This is a genomic window from Microcystis sp. M144S2 (genome assembly GCF_020246065.1).
Classification (GTDB): domain Bacteria; phylum Cyanobacteriota; class Cyanobacteriia; order Cyanobacteriales; family Microcystaceae; genus Microcystis; species Microcystis ichthyoblabe_A.
Map to the genome: position 1 here is coordinate 21,569 of NZ_JADBTR010000102.1, position 22,837 is coordinate 44,405.

21 protein-coding genes and 1 pseudogene are annotated in these 22,837 nt (G+C 42.6%); 11 read left to right on the forward strand and 11 right to left on the reverse strand.

What is annotated here, in order from left to right; all coding sequences use genetic code 11:
- Positions 1-580 precede the first annotated feature (580 nt).
- A complete protein-coding gene (locus IM462_RS12440) occupies positions 581-787 on the forward strand; it encodes a type II toxin-antitoxin system HicB family antitoxin (protein WP_008197619.1) in 207 nt (68 codons plus the stop codon).
- Complete coding sequence (locus tag IM462_RS12445; protein ID WP_079206058.1) at positions 784-996, forward strand: type II toxin-antitoxin system HicA family toxin; 213 nt, start codon at positions 784-786, stop codon at positions 994-996. The genes IM462_RS12440 and IM462_RS12445 overlap by 4 nt, the downstream gene beginning before the upstream one ends.
- Before the next feature lie 140 nt (positions 997-1,136).
- On the opposite strand, the gene IM462_RS12450 is transcribed toward IM462_RS12445, so the two are convergent.
- The 5 genes from IM462_RS12450 to IM462_RS12470 form a co-directional block, all read right to left on the reverse strand.
- Positions 1,137-1,469 (reverse strand): DUF5615 family PIN-like protein, encoded by a 333-nt coding sequence (locus IM462_RS12450; RefSeq protein WP_287699980.1) that lies wholly within the window; start codon positions 1,467-1,469, stop codon positions 1,137-1,139.
- A complete protein-coding gene (locus tag IM462_RS12455) occupies positions 1,466-1,690 on the reverse strand; it encodes a DUF433 domain-containing protein (RefSeq protein WP_002745983.1) in 225 nt (74 codons plus the stop codon). The genes IM462_RS12450 and IM462_RS12455 overlap by 4 nt, the downstream gene beginning before the upstream one ends.
- A gap of 243 nt (positions 1,691-1,933) precedes the next feature.
- On the reverse strand, positions 1,934-4,849 hold the full coding sequence (locus IM462_RS12460) for an NACHT domain-containing protein (protein ID WP_287699981.1): 2,916 nt from the start codon (positions 4,847-4,849) through the stop codon (positions 1,934-1,936).
- A gap of 64 nt (positions 4,850-4,913) precedes the next feature.
- Entirely contained in the window at positions 4,914-5,342 is a 429-nt protein-coding gene (locus IM462_RS12465) for a DUF29 domain-containing protein (RefSeq protein ID WP_287699982.1), read from the reverse strand.
- Between the two features lie 166 nt (positions 5,343-5,508).
- Positions 5,509-6,216 (reverse strand): DUF8619 family protein, encoded by a 708-nt coding sequence (locus IM462_RS12470; RefSeq protein ID WP_002740014.1) that lies wholly within the window; start codon positions 6,214-6,216, stop codon positions 5,509-5,511.
- 341 nt (positions 6,217-6,557) lie between these two features.
- Here IM462_RS12470 and IM462_RS12475 point away from each other — a divergent pair, with 341 nt between their 5' ends.
- The 5 genes from IM462_RS12475 (at position 6,558) to corA (ending at position 12,891) form a co-directional block, all read left to right on the forward strand.
- Complete coding sequence (locus tag IM462_RS12475) at positions 6,558-7,310, forward strand: Uma2 family endonuclease (protein WP_287699984.1); 753 nt, start codon at positions 6,558-6,560, stop codon at positions 7,308-7,310.
- A complete protein-coding gene (gene cobJ, locus IM462_RS12480; protein ID WP_287699985.1) occupies positions 7,307-8,752 on the forward strand; it encodes a precorrin-3B C(17)-methyltransferase in 1,446 nt (481 codons plus the stop codon). Before IM462_RS12475 ends, cobJ begins: the two co-directional genes overlap by 4 nt.
- A 287-nt stretch (positions 8,753-9,039) precedes the next feature.
- Entirely contained in the window at positions 9,040-10,158 is a 1,119-nt protein-coding gene (locus IM462_RS12485) for a universal stress protein (protein ID WP_287699986.1), read from the forward strand.
- Between the two features lie 203 nt (positions 10,159-10,361).
- Positions 10,362-11,639, forward strand: coding sequence for a recombinase family protein (locus tag IM462_RS12490; protein ID WP_287699987.1), 1,278 nt, complete (start codon positions 10,362-10,364; stop codon positions 11,637-11,639).
- Between the two features lie 91 nt (positions 11,640-11,730).
- On the forward strand, positions 11,731-12,891 hold the full coding sequence (gene corA, locus IM462_RS12495) for a magnesium/cobalt transporter CorA (RefSeq protein ID WP_287699988.1): 1,161 nt from the start codon (positions 11,731-11,733) through the stop codon (positions 12,889-12,891).
- 59 nt (positions 12,892-12,950) lie between these two features.
- Here the strand turns inward: corA and IM462_RS12500 are convergent, their stop codons facing one another.
- Positions 12,951-13,127 (reverse strand): hypothetical protein, encoded by a 177-nt coding sequence (locus IM462_RS12500; RefSeq protein ID WP_008199960.1) that lies wholly within the window; start codon positions 13,125-13,127, stop codon positions 12,951-12,953.
- A gap of 1,045 nt (positions 13,128-14,172) precedes the next feature.
- Between IM462_RS12500 and ffh the strand changes: the two genes are divergently transcribed.
- Positions 14,173-15,609, forward strand: a complete 1,437-nt coding sequence (ffh, locus tag IM462_RS12505; RefSeq protein WP_004268212.1) for a signal recognition particle protein — start codon at positions 14,173-14,175, stop codon at positions 15,607-15,609.
- Between the two features lie 3 nt (positions 15,610-15,612).
- On the opposite strand, the gene thiL is transcribed toward ffh, so the two are convergent.
- Together thiL and IM462_RS12515 are read right to left on the reverse strand one after the other, a co-directional pair.
- Positions 15,613-16,581, reverse strand: coding sequence for a thiamine-phosphate kinase (gene thiL / locus IM462_RS12510; protein WP_287699989.1), 969 nt, complete (start codon positions 16,579-16,581; stop codon positions 15,613-15,615).
- 39 nt (positions 16,582-16,620) lie between these two features.
- Positions 16,621-17,292, reverse strand: coding sequence for an MBL fold metallo-hydrolase (locus IM462_RS12515; RefSeq protein ID WP_287700005.1), 672 nt, complete (start codon positions 17,290-17,292; stop codon positions 16,621-16,623).
- Between the two features lie 104 nt (positions 17,293-17,396).
- Here IM462_RS12515 and IM462_RS12520 point away from each other — a divergent pair, with 104 nt between their 5' ends.
- The 3 genes from IM462_RS12520 (at position 17,397) to cax (ending at position 20,778) form a co-directional block, all read left to right on the forward strand.
- The gene (locus tag IM462_RS12520; protein WP_287699990.1) at positions 17,397-18,881 is read left to right on the forward strand and encodes a site-2 protease family protein; all 1,485 of its coding nucleotides are present in this window, start codon (positions 17,397-17,399) and stop codon (positions 18,879-18,881) included.
- 157 nt (positions 18,882-19,038) lie between these two features.
- The gene (locus tag IM462_RS12525; protein WP_287699991.1) at positions 19,039-19,662 is read left to right on the forward strand and encodes a YdcF family protein; all 624 of its coding nucleotides are present in this window, start codon (positions 19,039-19,041) and stop codon (positions 19,660-19,662) included.
- A 27-nt stretch (positions 19,663-19,689) separates the two neighbouring features.
- Complete coding sequence (cax, locus tag IM462_RS12530) at positions 19,690-20,778, forward strand: calcium/proton exchanger (RefSeq protein WP_287699992.1); 1,089 nt, start codon at positions 19,690-19,692, stop codon at positions 20,776-20,778.
- 2 nt (positions 20,779-20,780) lie between these two features.
- Here cax and rsmG read toward each other — a convergent pair whose 3' ends face one another.
- From rsmG to IM462_RS12545, 3 genes and pseudogenes are all read right to left on the reverse strand, one after another.
- Positions 20,781-21,458, reverse strand: coding sequence for a 16S rRNA (guanine(527)-N(7))-methyltransferase RsmG (rsmG, locus tag IM462_RS12535; RefSeq protein ID WP_287699993.1), 678 nt, complete (start codon positions 21,456-21,458; stop codon positions 20,781-20,783).
- A gap of 35 nt (positions 21,459-21,493) precedes the next feature.
- Entirely contained in the window at positions 21,494-22,462 is a 969-nt protein-coding gene (locus IM462_RS12540) for a cysteine synthase A (RefSeq protein WP_287699994.1), read from the reverse strand.
- Between the two features lie 24 nt (positions 22,463-22,486).
- Positions 22,487-22,687, reverse strand: a pseudogene (locus IM462_RS12545) (PhoH family protein); the annotation flags it as partial.
- Positions 22,688-22,837 lie beyond the last annotated feature (150 nt).

Below are 22,837 nucleotides of genomic sequence, written 5' to 3' on the forward strand. Positions count from 1 at the left end.
CAATGTCAAATCGGGCTAAAGGTCAGAGATTAAAAATTATAATAGGGGATTGACAAGCAACTAAAAATAAGCTGTTATTAGCCAAACTTAACTATAGAATCAGAAATGCTGATACAGGCTAATACTAAATCCTGTTTAAAAGGTATAGGGGATTGGGGAAGTGGGGAAGTGGGGAGTATTTTGCTGTGAACAGTGAACTGAAAACCCGCATCTGAATACTGACTCCTAACCCCACGAAACGCTTTTTCGGCAAACCCTATATATATAGATGGCCGAGGTCCGAACGGGTGTGGGGTGTAGGGAAAGAAACCTCTTTCATCTGTGGTGGTGAAAATTTTTTCGTTGGGACTGACTGGAAAGAGGGTGTAGGGTGTAGGGTGTGGGGTGTAGGGAAAGAAACCTCTTTCATCTGTGGTGGTGAAAATTTTTTCGTTGGGACTGACTCCTAACCCCACGAAAAGCTTTTTCGGCAAACCCTATCTAATGTGTGTTGGGTTTCCTTGGGTCAATCCAACCGACAAGAGCGGCTATAAAATCTAATATAATCAAGACAGCAGGTCATCCCATAGGTAATTCTCAAATGAATTATAAGATTGAAATAGAACAAGAAGAAGATGGACGATATATTGCTGAAATCGTCGAACTTCCGGGAGTTTTAGTCTATGGCAATAGTCAACAGGAAGCTATTGCTAAAGTTCAAGCACTTGCCTTGCGTGTCTTAGCCGATCAACTTGAACAGGGAGAACTTCCAGAAAATCACCTAAATTTATCATTTGTTGCTCTATGAGTCAATGGTCAGCAACGAAAGCCAAACAAGTTTTAAAAGCATTAAAAAGCATAGGTTGGAAAATTAAACGACAGACAGGCTCTCATAAAATTTTAGAAAGGTCTGGCTGGAATGATGTCGTTTTTGCTTTCCATGATGGCGATGAAATTGGACCGAAAATGTTAGCAAGAATTGCTAAATTAACAGGATTAACTCCAGATGACCTCTAAGTATTATAATCATAACGCACCAATTTAATAATAAATTTGCTGCGTGGGATGCAGATTGTTAATTTTGGTTTTTCATCAAAATTAGTAACCGCCTAACGCAGCCTACAAGATTAGGCGATTGCAAGATGATGCGCTCACACTCAACTTAATATCAGCATACTTTCTGTTTCACTATTGTAAAATTTAATAACGATTAAAAAATTATCCCTTAAAATTTCGATAATCTTTGCAGTGGGACTATTGCCAATACGAAGATAGATAAATTTTGGTGGATGACCATATAATAGACTGCGCTGATGAAAATCGGCATCTTTAGAGACAATTACAAAATCGTTGAATTTGGCAAATTCCCAGATAAGTGCATCATCAGTATTGATCAGTCCTAAAGTCTTGACGTGCTGAGAATCAGAATATAAATCAATTATTTTATCAATAATCCGATCTAACAAATTTTCATCTAATAACAGTTTCATAAAGAGGTGATAAATAATTTTTTCTCTCGATCAGCAGCAAAAGCCAAACAAGCTTTGATATCCTCGGAAGTTAATTCTGAAAAATCCTCAAGAATTTCTGCTTCTGTCATTCCTGCTGCTAAATATTCTAGAATATCGTACACAGTTATACGCATTCCTCGAATGCAGGGTTTTCCGCTTCGTTTTCCAGGTTCAATGGTAATAATGTTTTGGTAACTCATAATGCTTTAACTATTTTTACCTTCCCAATTATATCTTATTCGATGACAGAGATCGCACTCCACCCCACCGACAAGAACGATCACCCTTCAACTTCGTACCACTCTTAGGGTGTGAAGTGCGAAAGCATAATGCACCAATTTAATAATAAATTTGCTGCGTCGGGTGCGGATTATTGATTTTGGTTTTTCATCAGAATTAGTAGCCGCAAACACGCACCCTACAAAATTAGCAGATTAGCTATCTTAATCGGGATTTCTCCAATCTCTGAAATTACTATAGTAAAGAAATTCTTGAAAACCTTCTTTGATTTTAGCATCTACATCCGTTCTAGCTAATATTGTTTCGATAATTGCTCCTATTTCCGAGTCAATTGTTATTCTAGCTAATGCCGTCAAAAGTCCAATAATTTCCCCTTCAGCCTTATTAGCTAGTTGTTGAATAATGGGTAAAGTTTGAGCGTGATCTCGCCAATGGTTTGCTAAAGCTTCAATTGCTCTATGTTCACCCTTATTAGCTTGTTGTTGAATAATGGGTAAGGTTTGAGGATTATCTCGCCAATGGTTTGCTAAAGCTTCAATCGCTTTTGATTGACCCTTGTTAGCTTGTTGTTGAATAATGGGTAAAGTTTGCGGATTATCTCGCCAATGGGTTACTAAAGCTTGAATTGCTAGACTTTTACCCTTGTTAGCTTGTTGTTGAATAATGGGTAAAGTTTGAGGATTATCTCGCCAATGGGTTGCTAAAGCTTCAATTGCTTCTGATTTACCCTGTCTAGCAAATTCCTGTAGATAAACTAACGCCTCAGAATGAATTTTAGCAATTCTAGATAATTGAATAACAGCTTGATCTTGAACATACCAAACATTTCTTTCAGTTGCTATAGCTTGAAGAACACTCCATCCTGTCCGATGATCTTGCCAAATTGCTCCAATTTTAGCAACTGTTTTTTCCTTAAAATCAGTATCAGCATACCTATAAGACGATTTAGTTAATGATTGAAGACTATCTAACAATCGCTGACTTAGTTTAACATAAATAGACTGATTTCGCAATTCTCCATAACAATCTGCTGCCAAAAAAAGATAAGCAAATTCCTGATCTTTTTCCTCCATATCAATGAGATAGTTAATTAATTCTTCAGCAACTTCTTTGGGAAATTCTGCACTTAGCATCCCCATCAATAAACATAAAACTTCTTTCCAAACAGGATCTGAATAATGTTCTCCAAATACTTTGGTTTTCAATTCCTCAAGAGTAATTCCGTCTGGGAATCCTCGGTTTTTAAATCTTTCATAAAACTCGCAAGCACAAAAGTATTCTAAAAAAGTTCGATGAACAAAAGCAAAAGCATTGCCACCTAAAGAACAAAGAATAAAATTACGATAGCGGAGTTGTTTGATAATTAAATCAGTCAGATCACTAGCATCTCGTTTGTTAATTCCTGTTTTTTCAAGATATTGAGTCAAAATATTTTCTAATTCTTCCTTATAGATTAAATTAGCATCTAACCCTTTTTCTCCTGCTTGCATGGCACTTGCGACTAAACGCAGAATGTCCCTTTTATCTCTTAGATCAATATTGTAAAGATATTTTTTCAGTTCAGGATCAATTAATCCTTCCTTGGTTTCAAAATCCCATTGATGTAATAACACCTCTGACGCTTTTTCATAAAGTTTTGAGCGATCTCTTGGTAATTCTTGAGTTCGATTTAGAATAGCCATCATCGTTAATAATAAAGGATTTCCTGCTAATTGCCGAATCGCTTTTGACTCCTTAATTGCCTTTTGTAAACGTTCTTGTTTTTGGGTTTTATCATCTCGATTTTCAAAAGCTAAATCATGCCAACGTTTGATAAAATCTTCAATCTGATCTTTATCTAAATCTTGGATCATAAAATGTTCAAAACCAGCATGATTTAATTCTTCTGCTTTATATCCTAACCAGCGAGAAGTTACTATAATCTGCACTTGAGGATATTGAATACTAAAACGTTTGATATCCGTGACAATTTCTTCTCTTAGTTGAGGATTAAAAACTTCATCTAAACCATCAAAAAGCACAAGAGCCTGACCTTTTTTAAGCTTATCATCTAAAGCAAGTTGATTGAGATGACAAATCAGATTACCTTGATGGAAAAATTCTAGAATATTCTTACACTTTTTTTCATCCTTATCTCTGGCATAAATACGCAATTCTATCAAAAGAGGAAGGGGAAGCAAAACACGCTGACTGAGTTCTTTTTCAGCCCAATTTAAAGCTAAATACTGCAATAAACTCGATTTTCCCGCCCCCGGATCGCCTAAAATTACAGTTCGTCGGTATTCAGAAGAATTGACGATATTCAAAACAGGATATAATTTTTCATTGACATATTCTTGCCGTTTTCGTTCTAGTTCTGCTTGAGTAATTTCTCCCCTATCTACAAGTTCCTGCAGCACTTCTTTAGGTAATTCATAAAGTTGAGGAATAAACTGTTTACATCGTCTCACATTTTGCGGCACAAACATTCGCCAGAGTTTGATTTGCTCATAAGTCGTTGTGTCTAAACATTCTAATTTAAGATGGCCATATTCCTTTTTTAAGCCTTCCGCATAGTTATCTAAATTATAATCTGTTTTAACTCCTGCTATTTCTTGAATATTTTGGCTATCTTTATTCTGTAACTTAACTAAAAAAACGGCTCTTAGCTTTTCAGAATTTTCAATAATTTCCTGAGTTTTTCTCAAATAAAATTTACCTAGTTTTTCCCAGTTAAATTCAGCAGGTAACGGGGGTAAATTAAGTCTTTGCCAAGATTGAGCTAACGTCAAAGTATCAAGAACTTGACAATCAATATCAAAAGCATCCCCTAAAATAGGTTCAACTTGTTCATCTTTAATAAAAGTATTGAGGGGTTTTTCAAAGTTTTTAATTTGATCATCCTCCAGATCCGCCATTTCTAACTGTTGCTGAAAGAGTGCTAAAAACTCCTTCATTGCTTTTCCATAAGCTTTTTTTTGAACATCTTTTTCAAGTAAGTGTGACACTTTACCTAGACGGTTTTTAAAAAATTCCTTTCCGTAATCTTTTGCACCCTCTTTTGCCAACTCTTGCATTACTGAAAGAACAAGCGAACCTGCGGATGCAGTAACCTCCCAGACAATTAACCAGTCAACCATGGCGATAAACTTAAGATTCTGTGGATACTATCTAAGCTTACCAACTTTAATCGTTTTTCGTCTATCATTCCGACAAATGAAGAGAACGATTTAAAATATCCTCAATACCGTAGGGACAAATGGGGGGAAACTCTAATCCCGTCTCTCTAAAGGCATCGCAACAAGCAACAGCATAGAGTTTAAATAGGCTTTCATCGGTTAAATATCGCTTTAAACTGGGGCTATCGTCCAAATAAAGCCTAATATTAGCTCTTTCTCGCTGAATAGTTCCCAACCAACCCCTGGATCGCCGTTGAGGTTGATAGTCCCACTTTAATAAATGATGCAAAATTAATCTGAGACTAGCAAGTAAGCGATCGCGCTCCCGTTTCGACAAATCCCGCACCTCTTCGACTAAATTCTCAATATCTAACTCGGAAAACCGACCGGAGGCTAATAAATCGGCCATTTGTTCGGCCCAAAGTCCAAAGTCTTGCTCATAGGATGCCGTCATCGATTTATCTCCTTCTAAGCTCAATTAAAATTATATTAAACCTCTTGCATAATTAATTTTTGATGGTTCAAAAACAGCAAAAACAAGGATTAAATTACCCAAAATCTGTAAATTATGATTCATTGATGACTGAGAAACCGGCATCGTTTCAAAGATTGCCGAACCATTAACGGGTTTTGCGTCTTCGGATGACATTATTAGAATAACGAGAAGGTTTTGGCCGGGGTTCTTTTCCCCCTCCCAATTCGCGACTAACTTGCTGAAAAATATCCCGTCGCAGCACAGGATATTCCCCTATCCACTGGTCGAGTTGGGGAAGATGGACATCAGAAAGCTGATTGATATCCCCTAAATCGGGGTCTCGAGACATTAACAAAGCTTCGGCCACCATCCCGGGACGGATCGATTTATGGATGCGTTTGAGGGGAGCGCGAACGATCGCCGAAAAGCCAGTTTGATCACCGATTTCTAGATTAATACAGCGTTGGCGATTTTCGATAATCTCTAATTCCCCGCGTTTATTGACCCTTTCTTCTTCCCCGATTAATTCCTCGGTGACAAAAGCATCGAAAACGCGACCGCGCCAAAACCCCCCATAGGGAAGACGACGATAGGTATTATTGCGAACACTGGCCCAGTAAACCGGACCCCAGAGCCAATATAAACCGGCGATAATGTCGAAAATCAGTTTAATTGTTAAACCACCGGGGCCGAATAAATTACCGATTAACCAAGCTGCGGTGAGAGCGATGATAGAAATGAATAAACGGCGCAGAAAATCAGACCATTTACCCCAATAGTGAGCGTACTGGGGGCCGGTGGCGATAATCGGGACAATTTGCTCGATCGATTGACGGGTAAGGGGAACCAACATTATCAGTTATCGGTTATTCGTGAACGGGTAGGCTCTAGGAGAGGACGTTTACCTTTCATTTAGGCTCGCTATATCAGTTATGACAGCGTTTCTCATAACTAGATGAAGTGTAACCTAATTTGGTATCGACCACCGACTTCGCAAAAGGAAAACTTTGTACCTCATCACTAAGATAAATGCTATAGTTTTGGGGAATTGTCTATCTGTTGGTCGCCATTCATTCCATCGCTAAAAGCTCAGGACTTCTGGCGAAATTTCAGCTAAAAGTTAAATCCCGCAAGAAGTCCGATGAAACAATCTATAATAAAATCAATGCTGTTTTGTTTTCAAAGACTGCCACCATGACTTCTTCCCCGGTTAAATACTTAAATTCTCAGGCTGTAACCACTCAACATTTACCCCCGTTAGAAAATGGGGATCGCTTAATTCGTACCGAATTCGAGCGCCGTTATCAAGCTATGCCAGGATTAAAAAAAGCCGAACTGATCGAAGGAGTTGTGTATATGGCATCCCCATTAAGGTTTAAATTTCATGCTGAACCCCATGGCAATCTTGTGGGTTGGCTATGGACATACAAAGTTGCTACCCCCCAAGTACAAATGGGTATTGAGCCAACAGTCCGCTTGGATATCGACAACGAACTACAGCCGGATGGGGTGTTATTAATCAGTCAAGAAAGCGGTGGAAAATCAACCCTAACTGTAGAGGGATACCTAGAAGGAGCGCCGGAATTAGTGGTAGAAATTGCCGCTAGTAGTGCCGCCATAGATTTAGGGGATAAAAAACGCGCTTATCGACGCAGTGGCATTCAAGAATATCTTATTTGGCAGGTATTTGACCAAAAAATTGATTGGTTTAGTTTACAAGATGGCGATTATATTTCTTTGTTACCCAACCAAGAAGGGGTGATTTGCTCTCTAGTATTTCCGGGTTTGTGGTTAGATATTTCAGCTTGCAGTGAGCTTGTCGAATCTGCCATGCTCAACGGCAATATGTCACGGGTGTTGGACATCTTAAAGGCTGGAATTAACTCGGTAGAACATCAAGAATTTATCCAAAAGTTAACCGCAACGCAGTCGGGGGAAGCCAAATGAAACCTCCAGCTATTCTGATTTTAGGAGAAACCAGTATCCCCGTTGCTCGTCAAGTGCAAATGGCCCTACCGGAAGCAGTGGTTTATGGGTTAATAAAGCGTACCCATTCGGCTGATTTTACCTATACTAATTTTGGTGAAACGGTGCGAGAATTTTTCCAGACGGGAACGCCAATTATTGGCATTTGTGCGGCGGGTATTTTGATTCGCACTTTAGCACCTTTATTAACTAATAAATGGCAAGAACCACCTGTATTAGCAATCGCAGAAGATGGCAGTGCCGTAGTGCCTTTGTTGGGGGGTTTACAAGGGGTTAATGATCTCGCTCGTCAAATTGCCTCGGTTTTGCAAATTTCCCCCGCAATTACCACCACTGGTGATATTAGATTTAAAACGACTTTATTATCGCCACCACCGGGTTATCAGTTAGTTAATCCCGATGATGCTAAGAAGTTTCTTGCCGATTTATTGGCTGGTGAAAAAGTAAAATTAATCGGTGAAGCGGACTGGTTAAAAAATAGTAATTTACCGATTTCATCAGCAGCAAAACTGAGCATTGAGATTATCGATAAAAGTAACTTAAACTTAGCACAACCTAGCAATACCTGTTTAGTTTATCTCTGGGAAGAAAGCCAGGAAATTAAGGAAAAATCTGGTTTACTACTGGGGGATTTAGACCTGGAAAGTCAAGGTAAATTAGCCATAGTTGGAACTGGACCGGGTGCGCTAAATTGGATGTCGCCGGAAGTTCGAGAAGTGTTGGAAAAAGCCACGGATTGGGTGGGTTATAAAACTTATTTGGATTTGGTAGAATCCCTGAGAAAACCAGAAATTGTCCGCCATGAATCGGATAATCGGGTGGAACTTGATCGCGCAGAAATAGCCCTAGATTTAGCGGCTAAGGGGCGATCGGTTGTCTTAGTTTCCTCCGGAGATCCGGGAATTTATGCCATGGCCGCGGCCGTGTTTGAGGTATTAGAAAAAAAAGCAAAACCGGCATGGGATGCGATCGCAATTCAGGTCTGTCCGGGGATTTCGGCGATGCAGGCGGCGGCGGCGAGGGTTGGCGCGCCTTTAGGCCATGATTTTTGTGCGATTTCCCTATCAGATATTCTCAAATCTTGGCAGGTGATTTCTCAGCGCATTGAGTTAGCAGCCCGAGCAGATTTAGCGATCGCATTTTATAATCCTGTGTCTCAAGAGCGCACTTGGCAATTGGAGAAGGCAAAAGAGATTTTATTACAATGGCGATCGCCGCAAACTCCCGTGGTACTAGCGCGTAATTTAGGACGAAAAGGGGAAACAGTGACGGTGAAATTCCTAGAGGATATGACTATTAACGATGCGGATATGCGAACCATAATTTTGATCGGATCTAGTAAAACTCGCCTGATTGAGCAGGGTAAAACCAAGCAATGGGTTTATACTCCACGTCACTATTAAAAGGATTAATGATACTCATACTAAATCCGTTGAGTACAGGCTAGTTATGAGGAGAGGCACTCATGCAAGAGGCAAAAGGGAATAAATAATCAGTTTTTAATACCAATTCTCCAAAGTCTGACTACAGAAGTTTAATCCCCCTAAATCCCCCTTAAAAAGGGTGACTTAAATTCGATGTGTAGTTTTCATTTAGAGAAATGGTATAATAACTGGATTTAGTATCAATCCCCCCAGCTACGATTGAATCATCTTAATCTGTAAGGGAAGTTGCCAAAAAGGAGACGATCGTGCGACGGGGAAGACATAAAATTTTTATCGGTATGGCTCCGGGGGTCGGGAAAACCTACAAGATGCTGGAGGAGGGGCATAGCCTCAGAAAGCAGGGAACCGACGTAGTGATCGGACTTCTCGAAACCCACGGCCGGAAAGAGACCGCCGAAAAAGCCGAGGGATTGGAAATCGTACCGAGAAAAATCCTAGAGAAAGAGGGATTCACTCTCTCGGAAATGGATACAGAAGCGATTATCGCCCGCTCGCCGCGGCTGTGTCTGATCGATGAATTGGCCCACACGAATGCACCAGGTTCGGAGCGAGAGAAACGTTTTCAGGATGTGGAGATAATTTTATCCCAGGGAATCGATGTTTACTCGACCGTGAATATCCAGCATATCGAGAGTTTAAACGATCTGGTCGCCCGAATCACTGGGGTGGTGGTGCGGGAGCGAATACCCGATCGAATTTTGGAGGAAGCTGATGAAGTGATCGTGGTAGATGTTACCGCCGAAACCCTAGAGGAAAGATTATTGGCGGGAAAAATCTACGCTCCCGAAAAGATACAACAATCTTTAAATAATTTCTTTCAACGGCGCAATTTAATCGCCCTCCGGGAACTGGCCCTGCGCGAGGTGGCCGATACGGTAGAAGAAGAAGCGAGTAATTCCACAAAATTTATCGGTCAATCCTGTCCCGTTCACGAACGGGTATTAGTCTGTGTTTCCACCTATCCCAACTCTTTACGATTATTACGTCGGGGAGCGCGGATAGCGGGGTATATGAACGCCGAATTTTTCGTCATTTTCGTCGATAACCCCGATCGCTTTCTCACGAAAGAGGAGGCTTTACATATCGAAACCTGCGAACGTTTATGTCGGGAATTCGAGGGGAAATTCTTACGGGTTAAAAGCTATCAGGTGGCGGCAGCGATCGCCGAAGTGGCCGAGCGCGAACGAATCACCCAGATTGTGATCGGGGAGAGCCTTCAATCGCGCTGGAAGCATTTCATCAAAGGTTCTTTCACCCAAAAACTCATGCGCCTGATCTGGCAGAAAAATATCGATCTTCACATCATCGCCACCGACCCGAAAGTACCGATTAAAAACGCGCGAGCCAAGGGGGTGAAAAGATAACTACCGCTCCGCTATTTACCAAGGAAGTTCTGGTGAAAGAATTTTCCTTAGTATAAGCTGTTGACTATCTAAATTATTGGTTAAGACTGTCTATGATCGGGGAGAAGGAGGCTGGGTCGAGGAAGTTCGATCATTTGTACTAAAATTTTCAGGACGCGGTTTAAATATAGTACAGCTTATCTATAGGAGGATTTCGGCAAAACATGAAAATTATCGCCTACACCTATACCAATCCCCTGCTCGATAGTCCCCCCGATGCCTCGATTTCGACCTATTCTCCCGAACAAGTGTATCAGGATTTTGGTGATCGCTCACAAAGGCAGCAACTGCTCCGCGATTGTCAAGGGACCCCCCCCCGACTGCTGATCCTGCGTCGCTTAGCAGAATTGGGAGACAATGGCACGGAAGTTAGCAAAATTTTACAATCTTTAGAAGCCCTCGACATAGATATAATTGCCCTAGAAGACCCAGATTATAAGCTGAATTTTGCCAATATTCTGCAAGAAATATCAAAAAACGAACTAAGTAATCGTTTAAAAGCAGGTCACGCTCACAATCGTCTGCAAGCTTTGCCTCCTCCCGGAAAAGCACCCTACGGTTATCGTCGTGGCAAGGAGCGTTATATACTCGATCGCAGTACCGCGCCAGTAGTCAAAGACTTTTTTGATCGCTTTTTGATTTCCGCTTCCCTGCGTTCCACGGTGCGCTATCTAGAAAAACGCTACGGTAAAAAGATATCGGTAGCTACTGCCCATAAATGGCTGACCAATCCCGTTTATCGCGGCGATTTGTGCTATCTCGGTCAAGATATTATCCCCGATACCCACACCCCGATTATCTCCCGGGAAGAAGCAGCCCAGATTGATCGCATCCTGAGAAATAATCGCAAATTACCCCCCCGCAGTGCCAGCGCCCCGCGTTCCTTAGCGGGTTTAGTCGTTTGTAGTCAATGTCAATCGGGGATGACGATTACCAAAGTGACAGCGCGAGGAAAAAGCCCGGAATACCTCTATTTGCGACCTTTGCAATGTCCCCGGACGAAAAAATGTTCGGCGATCGCTTATGAGAAAATTCTCGACAGCACAATCGAGCGCATTTGTCAAGACCTACCACCGACGATCGCCCAGATATCTTTACCGGATTTAGAGGGGATCAAACGGGGAATGAGCGAGGAAATAGGGCAAAAAAACGATATTTTGTCGCAATTGCCCTCCCTAGAAGCGGCGGGAATTTTAGATCAAGAAACGGCTAATCTACGGGCCTATAAACTGAAAAACGAGATCGCGCAGATTCAAGGACGTTTAGACCAATTACCCCCCGATAACCTGACTATTATCGCTCGTGCCGTTGCTTTTCCGCAATTTTGGCGAGATTTATCGGAAATAGAGCGCCGTTTTTATTTTCGTGAGTTTATCCGTCGCATCGAAATCGAGAGAGAAACGGCTAATAATTGGCATTTACGTTTAATCTTCGTTTTTTAACAGTCTTGGACAATCTTAAAGTTAGCTAAAAATTGAGGAATTTGTGAGGGATCAATGCTAAGAAAAAGGCCAACAGCGATCAATCTCAACTATGAGCAATAACAAAAGATTAACTAGGTATAAAAAAGGGCGAAAATCCTCCCAGACAAAACCCCACCTTTACGATTATCACTATAATCAACCCGGGACGATGCCGGGGTTAATCACCATCGATGAAAATGCCGTTGCTACCGAGATATTTTTAATTAATTATAATTCTCAACAAGCCACTATAGTTAATAATCTCTTACCTCAAGACTGTCTTAAATATTTATCCAATGATTCCATCTCTTGGGTTGATATCGTCGGTTTGGGTAATGAAGATAAACTGCAAGAGTTGGGGGAAATTTTTCATTTACATCCCTTAACCCTTGAGGATATAGTCAGTATTCCCCAAAGACCAAAAGTAGAAGAATGCGAGAATTATATTTTAATTATAGTGCCAATGGCTATCCTGATCGATCATCAGGGTTTTTTGCTAGAACAAATCAGTTTAATAGTCGGGAAGAATTATGTTTTAACCGTGCAGGAAGAAGGACAATACGATTCTTTAGAGGGAGTTAGGGAAAGAATCCGTTTAAATAAAGGTTCCATCCGGCAGCAAAAATCGGGTTATTTAGCCTACTCGATTTGGGATGCCATTATTGACGGTTATTTTCCTGTTTTAGAGTCCTACGGAGAAAGAATCGAGGAGTTAGAAAACGAAATTTTAGCTAGTCCCACGGAGCAGACTTTATCAAAAATTTACCAACTACGTCAGGAATTACTCTCCCTCCGACGAGCAATTTGGCCGCAAAGAGACATCCTCAATGCTCTTTTACGCGATGAGTATATTGTCATCGATATAACCATTAAACCCTATCTAAGGGACTGTTATGACCATGTGGTACAAATCCTCGATGTTATCGAAAATTACCGGGAATTTGCCAATGGTTTAATGGATTTTTACCTGTCTTCCGTGAGTAATAAAATGAACGAGATTATGAAAACTTTAACGGTAATATCGACGATTTTTATCCCTCTCACCTTCATTGTCGGTATTTATGGTATGAACTTTAATACTGATAAATCCCCCTATAATATGCCCGAATTAGAATGGTATTGGGGCTATGTGTTCGTCTGGGTATTGATGCTAACCGTTGCTTTCAGTTTAATCATTTTCTTTTGGCGACGCGGCTGGTTTAAGAACCTATCGACAGTGAAGAAAAGATAAACTGTTAAGCAGATTAGACAGACTGGATCTCATTGCTGGCATCTAGCAAGAGAAAATGGCTATTGCAGAGAAATCAATAATTTAGTGTCTGCGGTATTTTTTAACACTTTCAGTTGATGGCTTCTAATTTTGTCCAACCAACTATAGTGCTGGTTGCGACATTGATAGACGATATCGATGTCACCAATCTCTGACTTAACTTGAGCCAAGTAGTTTTCTAGTTCGCTAATTTTCATAATCAATCTCGCTTGCGCTGAAGGACATCAACCCCAAACCAAGAATTATCGCTAAAGGATAGGGGTGACTACAGTTACTATTATAGGCCGATCATAATTCTTAAAAAAGTTCTTATCTAACAAAGTTGGCTAATGTCAGGGTTAGATGATAAGCTGCCTGCGAATTTAAATTGCCTGTTGAGATGAGGTCCTCTTGCACTCTTGCAAAAGGCAACAGTAAAAGGATTGGGGAGATTAAGCTAATCTAAGGATAGGTGGTTAGAATGCGTCCTAACTTATCGGCGAAGTTTCTTTCTAGTCGTCCAGGGGGCAGCGCCATGACTAGGTAAACGGGCTAATTTACCGAAGAAAGGTCAAAGTAATGCCCAAGCAATGCCGATAATCGCGCCAAGTCAAGAAATAAAAAATTCTTCATATTGTCTTTTACTTCGCCCAGCTTCGATAATTAATTCGGATATTAGAACTCTTGCAAATTAATTATATGTTATAATTATAGGCTAACTAATTTTTTGGGAAAATTAGTTAATTGGTACCTTTGTAATGAATGAAAACCTGAAGTTTTACTTTTAACTCAAAACTCTTTAGATATGCTTGAATTTGGTTATCAAAACCTCTTTATTTAAGCGGCACAAACTATCTCAATTTTTATAATTGAGAATAATTATGGCTCTTCTGAGTTTGGTATGCTTCTCGGCGGTTTATCAGGAGCTTAAAGGATTGAAACACCTTCCAGATAAGTCTTTTGTGTTTTTTTCCAGATCTAAATTGAATTAATCCTTTGCCGGATAGGGTTTCCAGCTAATCAGATGAACCTTTCAGCTTTTATAAACAGTTCACTGACGACCTGGAATTTAAGGCCCTGCTCCTCGGTTTTCTCTTGAATCGATTCCTGCAGCGATCGAATACTTCCGAAGCTAAGACAGACTCAGTTTAACATTCGATCGAACTTTGCCGCCGATCCCTGACCAATGACAGGGTAAGAACGGGGGTCTTCCCCCGACATTTGAGATAAAATCGATCTAGTTAAAAATTTAATTCCGAAACTATGTTCGACGCACTGGCCGACCGCTTAGAAGACGCATGGAAAAAATTACGAGGTCAAGATAAAATCTCCTCGGCCAATATACAAGAAACCCTCAAAGAAGTCCGGCGGGCTTTATTAGAAGCAGATGTTAACCTACAGGTAGTCAAGGGATTTATTGCTGAGGTCGAGAAACAAGCCCTCGGCGCTGAAGTGATTTCCGGAGTCAATCCCGGTCAGCAATTTATCAAAATTGTCTATGATGAATTAGTCAAAATTATGGGGGAAAGCAACGTTCCCCTAGCTCAGGCCGATAAACCCCCCACCGTAATTTTAATGGCCGGGTTGCAAGGGACAGGAAAAACCACCGCCACCGCCAAATTAGCCCTATATCTCCGCAAACAGTCCAAAAGCTGCCTGATGGTGGCCACCGATGTTTACCGTCCGGCGGCCATTGACCAATTAATCACCCTCGGTAAACAGATAAATGTTCCCGTCTTCGAGATGGGTTCTCAGGCTAATCCCGTCGATATCGCCCGTCAAGGTGTGGAAAAAGCCAAAGAATTGGGCGTAGATACCGTTATCATCGACACCGCCGGTCGTTTGCAGATAGACACCCAGATGATGGGCGAACTAGCACAAATCAAGAAAATTGTCAAGCCCGACGACACTTTATTAGTGGTGGATGCGATGACCGGTCAGGAAGCGGCCAGTCTTACCAACACTTTTCACCAACAAATCGGCATCACGGGGGCAATTCTCACCAAACTTGATGGCGATACTCGCGGTGGGGCAGCCCTATCAGTGCGGCAAATATCGGGACAACCGATTAAATTTGTTGGGGTTGGGGAAAAAGTAGAAGCTTTAGAGCCATTTTATCCCGATCGCCTTGCCAGTCGCATCCTCAATATGGGTGATGTTCTGACGCTAGTGGAAAAAGCTCAGGAACAGTTAGACCTAGAAGACGCGGCCAAAATGCAGGCCAAGATTTTAGAGGCTAAGTTTGATTTTAATGACTTCCTCAAACAGATGCGGCTGTTAAAAAATATGGGTTCCCTGGGGGGAGTCTTAAAGTTAATCCCCGGTCTGGGCAAACTGAGCGGTACAGACATCGAAAAGGGCGAAAAAGAGTTAAAACGCACGGAAGCGATGATTAATTCCATGACCACGGAGGAACGCGCTAACCCCGATTTATTGGCTAAGTCTCCTAATCGTCGTCGTCGCATTGCCAAAGGTTCGGGACATCCGGAAACGGAAGTTAACAAACTAATTACTAATTTCACCAGAATGCGATCGATGATGCAACAGATGGGACGGGGACAAATGCCCGCTATGCCTGGGATGCCCGGTATGGGTGGCGGAATGTTTGGGGGGGGCAATCAACCGGGGTTCCGCGGTCAAGGTGGCAGCCCGAAAAAACCGAAGAAAATCAAGAAAAAGAAAGGTTTTGGCGATTTATAGGGGCTAAAAATGTTGAAATCCAGAGCTTAAACTGAGGTTTCTACCATCGGCCAATTTTATCTCTTTCCCCCGGACGATTTGACCGATTATCGCCCCCTCTTCCCCCACTTTCTCCAGCAATTCTCTGGCACTGTCCGGGGGCAAACACAAAACTAACTCAAAGTCTTCACCGCCGTATAAAGCCCATTCTAGAGCTTTTTCGGCTCCTACATATTCCTTCAGGGTTGGATGCAGGGGAATCCTCTCGATTTCAGCACCAACCCCACTACAGCGACAAATTTGGATGATAGCATCTGCTAACCCGTCACTGCTATCCATGCCCGCGATGGGAAATTGCTTGACAATTTTTTGTAAATGTGGTATGCAATCAAGTCTCGGTCGCGGCCGTTGATGGGCTTGGATTAATCGCTTTTTTTGGGCGGAATTTAAATTCCTGCCGGTTTCAGGGTGAAAGAGTAACTCTAATCCAGCCCGCGATAAACCGTGATAACCGGTAATAACGATACTATCGCCAACTTTTGCGTTAAAACGTCTAGTTTCTTCATTTTTTGCCACTTGTCCCAGGGCGGTGATGCTGATGTTAATCTCCGTGGCCCGACAGACATCGCCACCAACGATCGCCGTCTGATATACTTGCAGACAAGAGCTAAGACCCCGATAGAGTCCTTCTAGCCAATCGATGGCTAGATCGGGAGTTAAAGCCAATCCTACCGTAATTCCCAGGGGTTCTGCCCCCATAGCCGCTAAATCGGATAAATTAGCCGCCGCCGCTCGCCAGCCCACATCTTCCGGAGAGGTGGTAAGATCGCTAAAGTGGACGTTATTAACTAAAACATCAGTGGTGACGACGAGAGAGTAACCCTCTTTCAGGGATAAAATCGCCCCATCATCACCGATAATCTCCGCAGGACAATATTTTTGCAGAATCGGTAGCAATCCCTGTTCACCCAAGTCTTTAACGGTTAAATTCATAATTTCTGGGAATTGAACGATGCAGCTTCTAAAAAGTCTTTAGTTAAGAGGATTGGCGCTGATTTTTTCGTAGGCGCGATCGATAATTCCCAGACCACGCAAAAAGCCGGTATTAGCCCCCGGACAAAGATAGGAGAGGGTTTCCGGACTAAAACGGTCTAAAATGTCCTGTTGCGATCGCAATTGCCGCAGCCAGTGGAAAGTTTTCGCGGTCTGTAGGGGTCGCGGTTGACCCTTAGTGTCGGGGAGAAGATGACGACCGGTAAATAAAACCCCCCCATGACGGTTCCAGTAGAGACAGGAGGAGCCGGGAGAATGGCCAGGAGTCCAAAAACCGCTACAAGTGGGAGATAACTGGATTTGCTGCTGAAAAACGGTAATTTGACGGTGAGGAAGCAGATAAGCTTCCTGTTCCTGTAGAATAATCTCACAATCAAGCCAACTTTGCAGAGAATCGCTCTGTTTACCCTGACCCCCGCGATGGGTAAAAAATAGGTAACGGACTCCCTTTTCTCGGAGAAAATCCCGCTCGCTCTCGTCGCAGCTAGGACAATCCACCAGAATATTACCAGTATTTTCTACAATAAGATAAGAGGTTCCCCCTAGGGTTTCCCGATTAGGCGAGAAAGCGTATAAACCTTCTAGAATTAATCGAGGGGGTTTTGTGGTTTTGCTAACCTCTAAAGGAGACGATTCGGTTTCCGATCGCATGGTTTGCCTATCCAAATCACAATCAATGCGGTTTACAATCTAGCACGATCGATGACCGGGCCGGCTGAAATTAGCCGCCTTTTACTCAAGAGAAAAGAGCCGATATGGAAATGTGGTTGTTATTAGGGATTCTTGGCGGTTTCACTTATTTTATCGTCAAGCGTAGCGTGGCCAAAGTCACGACAACACCAATATGGTTAATTTGGTTAGTCCTGATGACTCCGGCTCTAATTTGGACCGGCTGGACGTTAATCTATGGAGAGGATACCCCCATGCCGGCATTTCTGCTCATCGGTCCCTTTGTGATCTGCCCTTTTTTGTATTGGTGGCTAGTACAATTGGGTCGGGTTACTCCCCAAGAAAGCCCCCCATCACCACCGGAAACAGCGAATTTAGTCCTAGAAAATATTGATAATCCTGCACCTAAAAGTGATTTAAAACCGATCACTGCTGAAGAGGAAAAATCCCTACGAGATTGTTTTCCTTGGGGTATTTATTATCTGCAAAATATCGATTATCGTCCCCAAGCAATTCTCTGTCGGGGCAAATTGCGAGCAGTTCCCGAAGAAGCTTATCAAGTGATTAAAAACAATGTGGAAAAGGTTTTTGGCGATCGCTTTTTATTGCTTTTCCAAGAAAGTTTTCAGGGACAACCTTTTTTCGCTCTTGTGGCTAATCCCTGGCAGCAAAAAACAGAAACCATAGAAACTGAAAAAATTACTCGCCCCTTTCTTGCCCTGGGTTTATTGTTATTAACTATCTTAACCACCACAGTGGTCGGTGCGGGATTAAGTGGCATTACCGCCCAACAATTAGAAAATAATTCTAGTTTATTATTGCAAGGTTTACCCTACAGTTTGGGCTTAATTGCTATTTTAGGACTGCATGAATTCAGCCATTATTTGACAGCAGTTAAATATAAAATTAAAACTACTTTGCCCTATTTTATCCCCATTCCTTTCTTCCTCGGCACCTTCGGGGCTTTCATTCAAATGCGATCCCCTGTACCCACCCGCAAAGCTTTATTTGATGTGGCGGTGGCCGGTCCTTTGGGGGGTATAATTATCGCTATTCCTCTACTATTTTGGGGATTGTCCCTCTCGGAAATAGTTCCCCTAACTAATCAAAGCAGTTTATTAAATTTTCAGGCCTTAAATCCGCAGTTTTCTTTTCTCTTGTCTATCGTAGCTAAACTAGCTCTCGGCAGTAATTTAATCGCGGGAAAAGCCATCCATTTACATCCTTTAGCGGTGGCCGGTTATGTGGGAATTATCGTTACAGCCCTAAATTTAATGCCTGTGGGTCAATTGGATGGTGGTCATATTGTTCACGCCATGTATGGGCAGAAAACCGCCATAATTATCGGACAATTAACTCGATTATTCATGTTTATTTTAGCCCTAGTGCAGCCAGATTTTTTACTCTGGGCGATTATCCTCTTATTAATGCCAGTCAGCGATCAACCAGCTTTAAATGATGTGACGGAATTGGATAATAAACGAGATTTATTAGGCCTATTTTCCCTGGCTTTATTATTAAGTATTTTGCTCCCCCTTCCCGAAGCGGTGGCCCGTTGGTGGGGAATGTAAGCGACTGCATCAATCCACCTGAGTTCCGGAAAAATTATCGGTCAGTTAGGGAATAAAATCCCCATCTCCTACGTCAATGTGAGTTCGATGATCCTCACCCTCGATCACTTTAATCCACAAAGCTGAAGGCTGACAACCGCTCACAGATCACTGATATATGGTTCTCAAGGCTAATTCTCGCAGAAAAAAGCGAGTTTCTCCGCAAGGGAGGTTAGGCAAATCTAGGTTAAAATTGCTGGCTATTCCGCTAATTTTGGCGAGTTTAGGCTGGTTATACCACGATTTACGTCAGCAGTGGCTAAAACCGGAAGCGATTTTTGTTTTGGGAGGTCATGCCGATCGAGAACGTTTTGCGGCAAAATTAGCTAAGGAATATCCCGATCTACCGATTTGGGTGTCTTCCGGTAGTCCGCGACGATATGTGAGAAAGATTTTTAAAAAAGCGGGAATTTCTCCAGAACGTCTCCATCTCGATTACAATGCGCGAGATACTGTCACTAACTTTACTAGCCTAGCCGATCAACTGAAAGCCGAAGGTATTGATAGTGTCTATCTAGTCACTTCCGATAATCACATGAGAAGGGCGCGATTAGTGGGAGAAATTGTTTTTGGTAGTCGCGGAATTATGATTAAACCGGTGACTGTTCCCTCCCAATCACCCCCCGAACCCCTAGAAAAGTCGCTCAGAGACGGTTTTAGGGCAATATTATGGATAATAACCGGTTCTACCGGGGAATTTTGGCTAGAATCCGATTCTAGTTCCCATCTCCGATCAAAATAAAATTATCTTGACAAAATTAGCCACTTTATGTTAAACAAAAACACCATTTTCGCCATCCTATTGATTTTTGTGCCTATATCGATCGCCGGTTCCCTGTTACACTGGGGCGGAACGGTAGTTTTTATCACCGCTTGTCTAGCCATTATCCCCTTAGCGGCCTACATGGGGGAAGCCACCGAAGCGATTGCGGTGGTGGTTGGACCAAATATTGGCGGTTTGATGAATGCCACCTTTGGCAATGCCACCGAATTAATTCTCGCCTATGTCGCTTTGCGGGAAGGTTTCATCGATGTGGTAAAAGCGACGATTACTGGCTCAATTATCGGTAATTTACTCTTAGTTATGGGATTATCGATGTTTTTAGGCGGTTTACGCTTCAAAGAACAGGAATTTCAACCGATAACCGCTCGTTTAAATGCCTCGGCCATGAATTTAGCGGTGGTGGCGATTCTTTTACCCACTGCGGTGGAATTTACCTCCACGGGAGTCGGGGAAGCAGTGCTGCAGCGTCTATCGGTGGCCGTGGCAGCGGTGTTAATTTTCGTCTATGGTTTAAGTCTCTTATTTTCCATGAAAACCCACACCTATCTCTACGATGTCGGGGTTGCCGGTATCGAGGAGGAAAGCGCTGGAGAAAGCACCGCAAGGCCGAAAATCTGGTTTTGGTCTTTGATTTTATTGATCGTTACCATCGCCGTGGCCGTAGAATCAGAGTTATTGGTGGCATCCCTAGAGGAGGCTACGGAACAGCTAGGTTTAACGGCGCTGTTTACCGGGGTGATTCTTTTGCCTATTATCGGTAATGCGGCCGAACACGCTACGGCTGTCACCGTCGCCCTTAAGAATAAAATGGATCTATCGGTATCTGTGGCCGTCGGTTCCAGTATGCAGATCGCCCTGTTTGTGGCTCCGGTTTTGGTTATCATGGGTTATATTATCGGTCAGCCCATGGATCTAAATTTTAATCCCTTTGAGTTGGTGGCAGTGGCTGTGGCGGTGTGGTTAGCTAATTCGATTAGTAGTGATGGGCGATCAAATTGGTTAGAAGGAATGTTACTCTTAGCTACCTATGCTATCCTGGCCTTGGCTTTCTTTTTCCATCCTCTCACCGCTTAGAGTTATCCCTTGCAGATATATAGACAATGACGGACGCTTTGGCTTAAGGGAGTGGTAAAACTGGCAATTTCGAGGATTTTACCGCCAGCTTTCCCTAGATTCTCCTCTAAACTCAAACTATCCTCCGACGACCACTGACCACGATAGAGAATAGCGATTCCGGTCTTTTTCAGGAAAGGCAAAGCATAGTTAACACAGATATCCACATTACCTACCGCTCGCAAACAGACGATATCATAAGCACAGTTATGTTTAAGGTTTTTCCCGACGATTTCCGCCCGACCTAAACGAGTTTTCGTGTTATTTAACTCTAATTTGTCAATAACTTCTTCAAGAAAATTAATCTTTTTTTGGGTGGAATCTAAGAGAGTCACCGACCAATGGGGATATGCGATCGCAATTGGCAGCCCCGGAAATCCGGCCCCGGTCCCCAAATCGATGACTGATAGGGATTTTGTCAATAGATCTGGCTGGGATTTTTGTAACCAAGCTAAACCCGATAAAGAATCCCAAAGATGTTTTTCCCAAAACTCCTCTGGTTGGGTAATTCGGGTGAGATTAAAACGTTGATTACCCTCTAAAATCAACTCATAAAGTTGTTGAAATCGCGCTTGTATGGCCCCATCGGGTTGCCATTCTAGGGTTTCTTGCCAAAGGTCAAATAATTCAGGAAGGATCATTAATTCAGTTATCAGTTATCAGTTATCAGTACAATTTAAGCCAATCCTTTCTCAGCTAACCATTGAGGATTATATAAACGAGATTGATAACGGGACCCACCATCACAAAGAACAGTAACGATGGTGTGGCCTGGTCCCATTTGTTTAGCTAAAGCTACCGCAGCACCAACATTAATACCCACAGAACCCCCCATAAATAAACCATCTTTTTGTAATAGTTGATAAACAACTTTAATGGCAGTGGGATCATCAATTTGAATGGCATCATCTATGGGTGCGCCTTCCATATTAGCCGTAATACGACTATTACCAATCCCTTCCGTAATTGAACTACCTTCCAGGGTAATTGTCCCAGTTTTCACATAACTATATAAACCGCTACCCATCGGATCCGCCACCACACAACGCACCTGGGGATTTTGGTCTTTTAAAAACATCGCCACCCCCGCGTAGGTTCCCCCGGTTCCTGTGGCAGCCACCCAAGCATCAATTTTACCGTCGGTTTGTTCCCAGATTTCCCGGCCGGTGGTTTCGTAGTGAGCGCGACGATTAGCTAGATTATCGAATTGATTGGCCCAGATAGCATTTTCCATCTCGCCAGCCAATCTCCCCGATAATTTAACGTAATTATTGGCATCTCGGTAGGGAACGGCGGGAACAGTACGCACTTCTGCACCCAATGTTCTCAATAGGTCGATTTTCTCTTGGGATTGGGTATCGGGAATGATAATCAGGCATTTATAACCTTTAGCATTGCAGATATGGGCCAAACCGATGCCAGTATTGCCGGCGGTTCCTTCGACAACGGTTCCCCCCGGTTGCAGAGTACCGGCTTTTTCCGCTTCTTGAATAATATATAAAGCGGCCCGATCCTTGACCGAACCACCGGGGTTAAGAAATTCGGCCTTACCGAGAATCTCGCAGCCGGTTTCCTCGCTAAAACTATTGAGACGAATTAGGGGAGTATTACCCACCGCATCGACGAAACCATGTTTAATATCCATAATCTGTTATTTTTCGTGCTGTTCCTAGGCTGAGACGATTTTTTGTACTAAGGGATGACGCACCACATCGGCCCGCGATAGGTAAGAAAAAGCGATCCCTTCTACTGATTTTAGGATTTTTTGAGCGGCAATTAACCCCGATTCTTGTTGTTGCGGTGAATCGGTTTGGGTGACATCTCCGGTTACTACCATGCGCGAACTGAATCCGAAGGGAGTTAAGATCATCAATGCGATCGCACTTTCTCCACTGGGGAATTGAATCGTTGGCCAAGTTCTACCACTTTAGCAAAATTGTTGTCTTAGCTGGAAATATTGATTAAATTGGAAGTTTTTAGCTGTTATTAGTTACTTAACCTAATATAGTGGTGGCGTTCT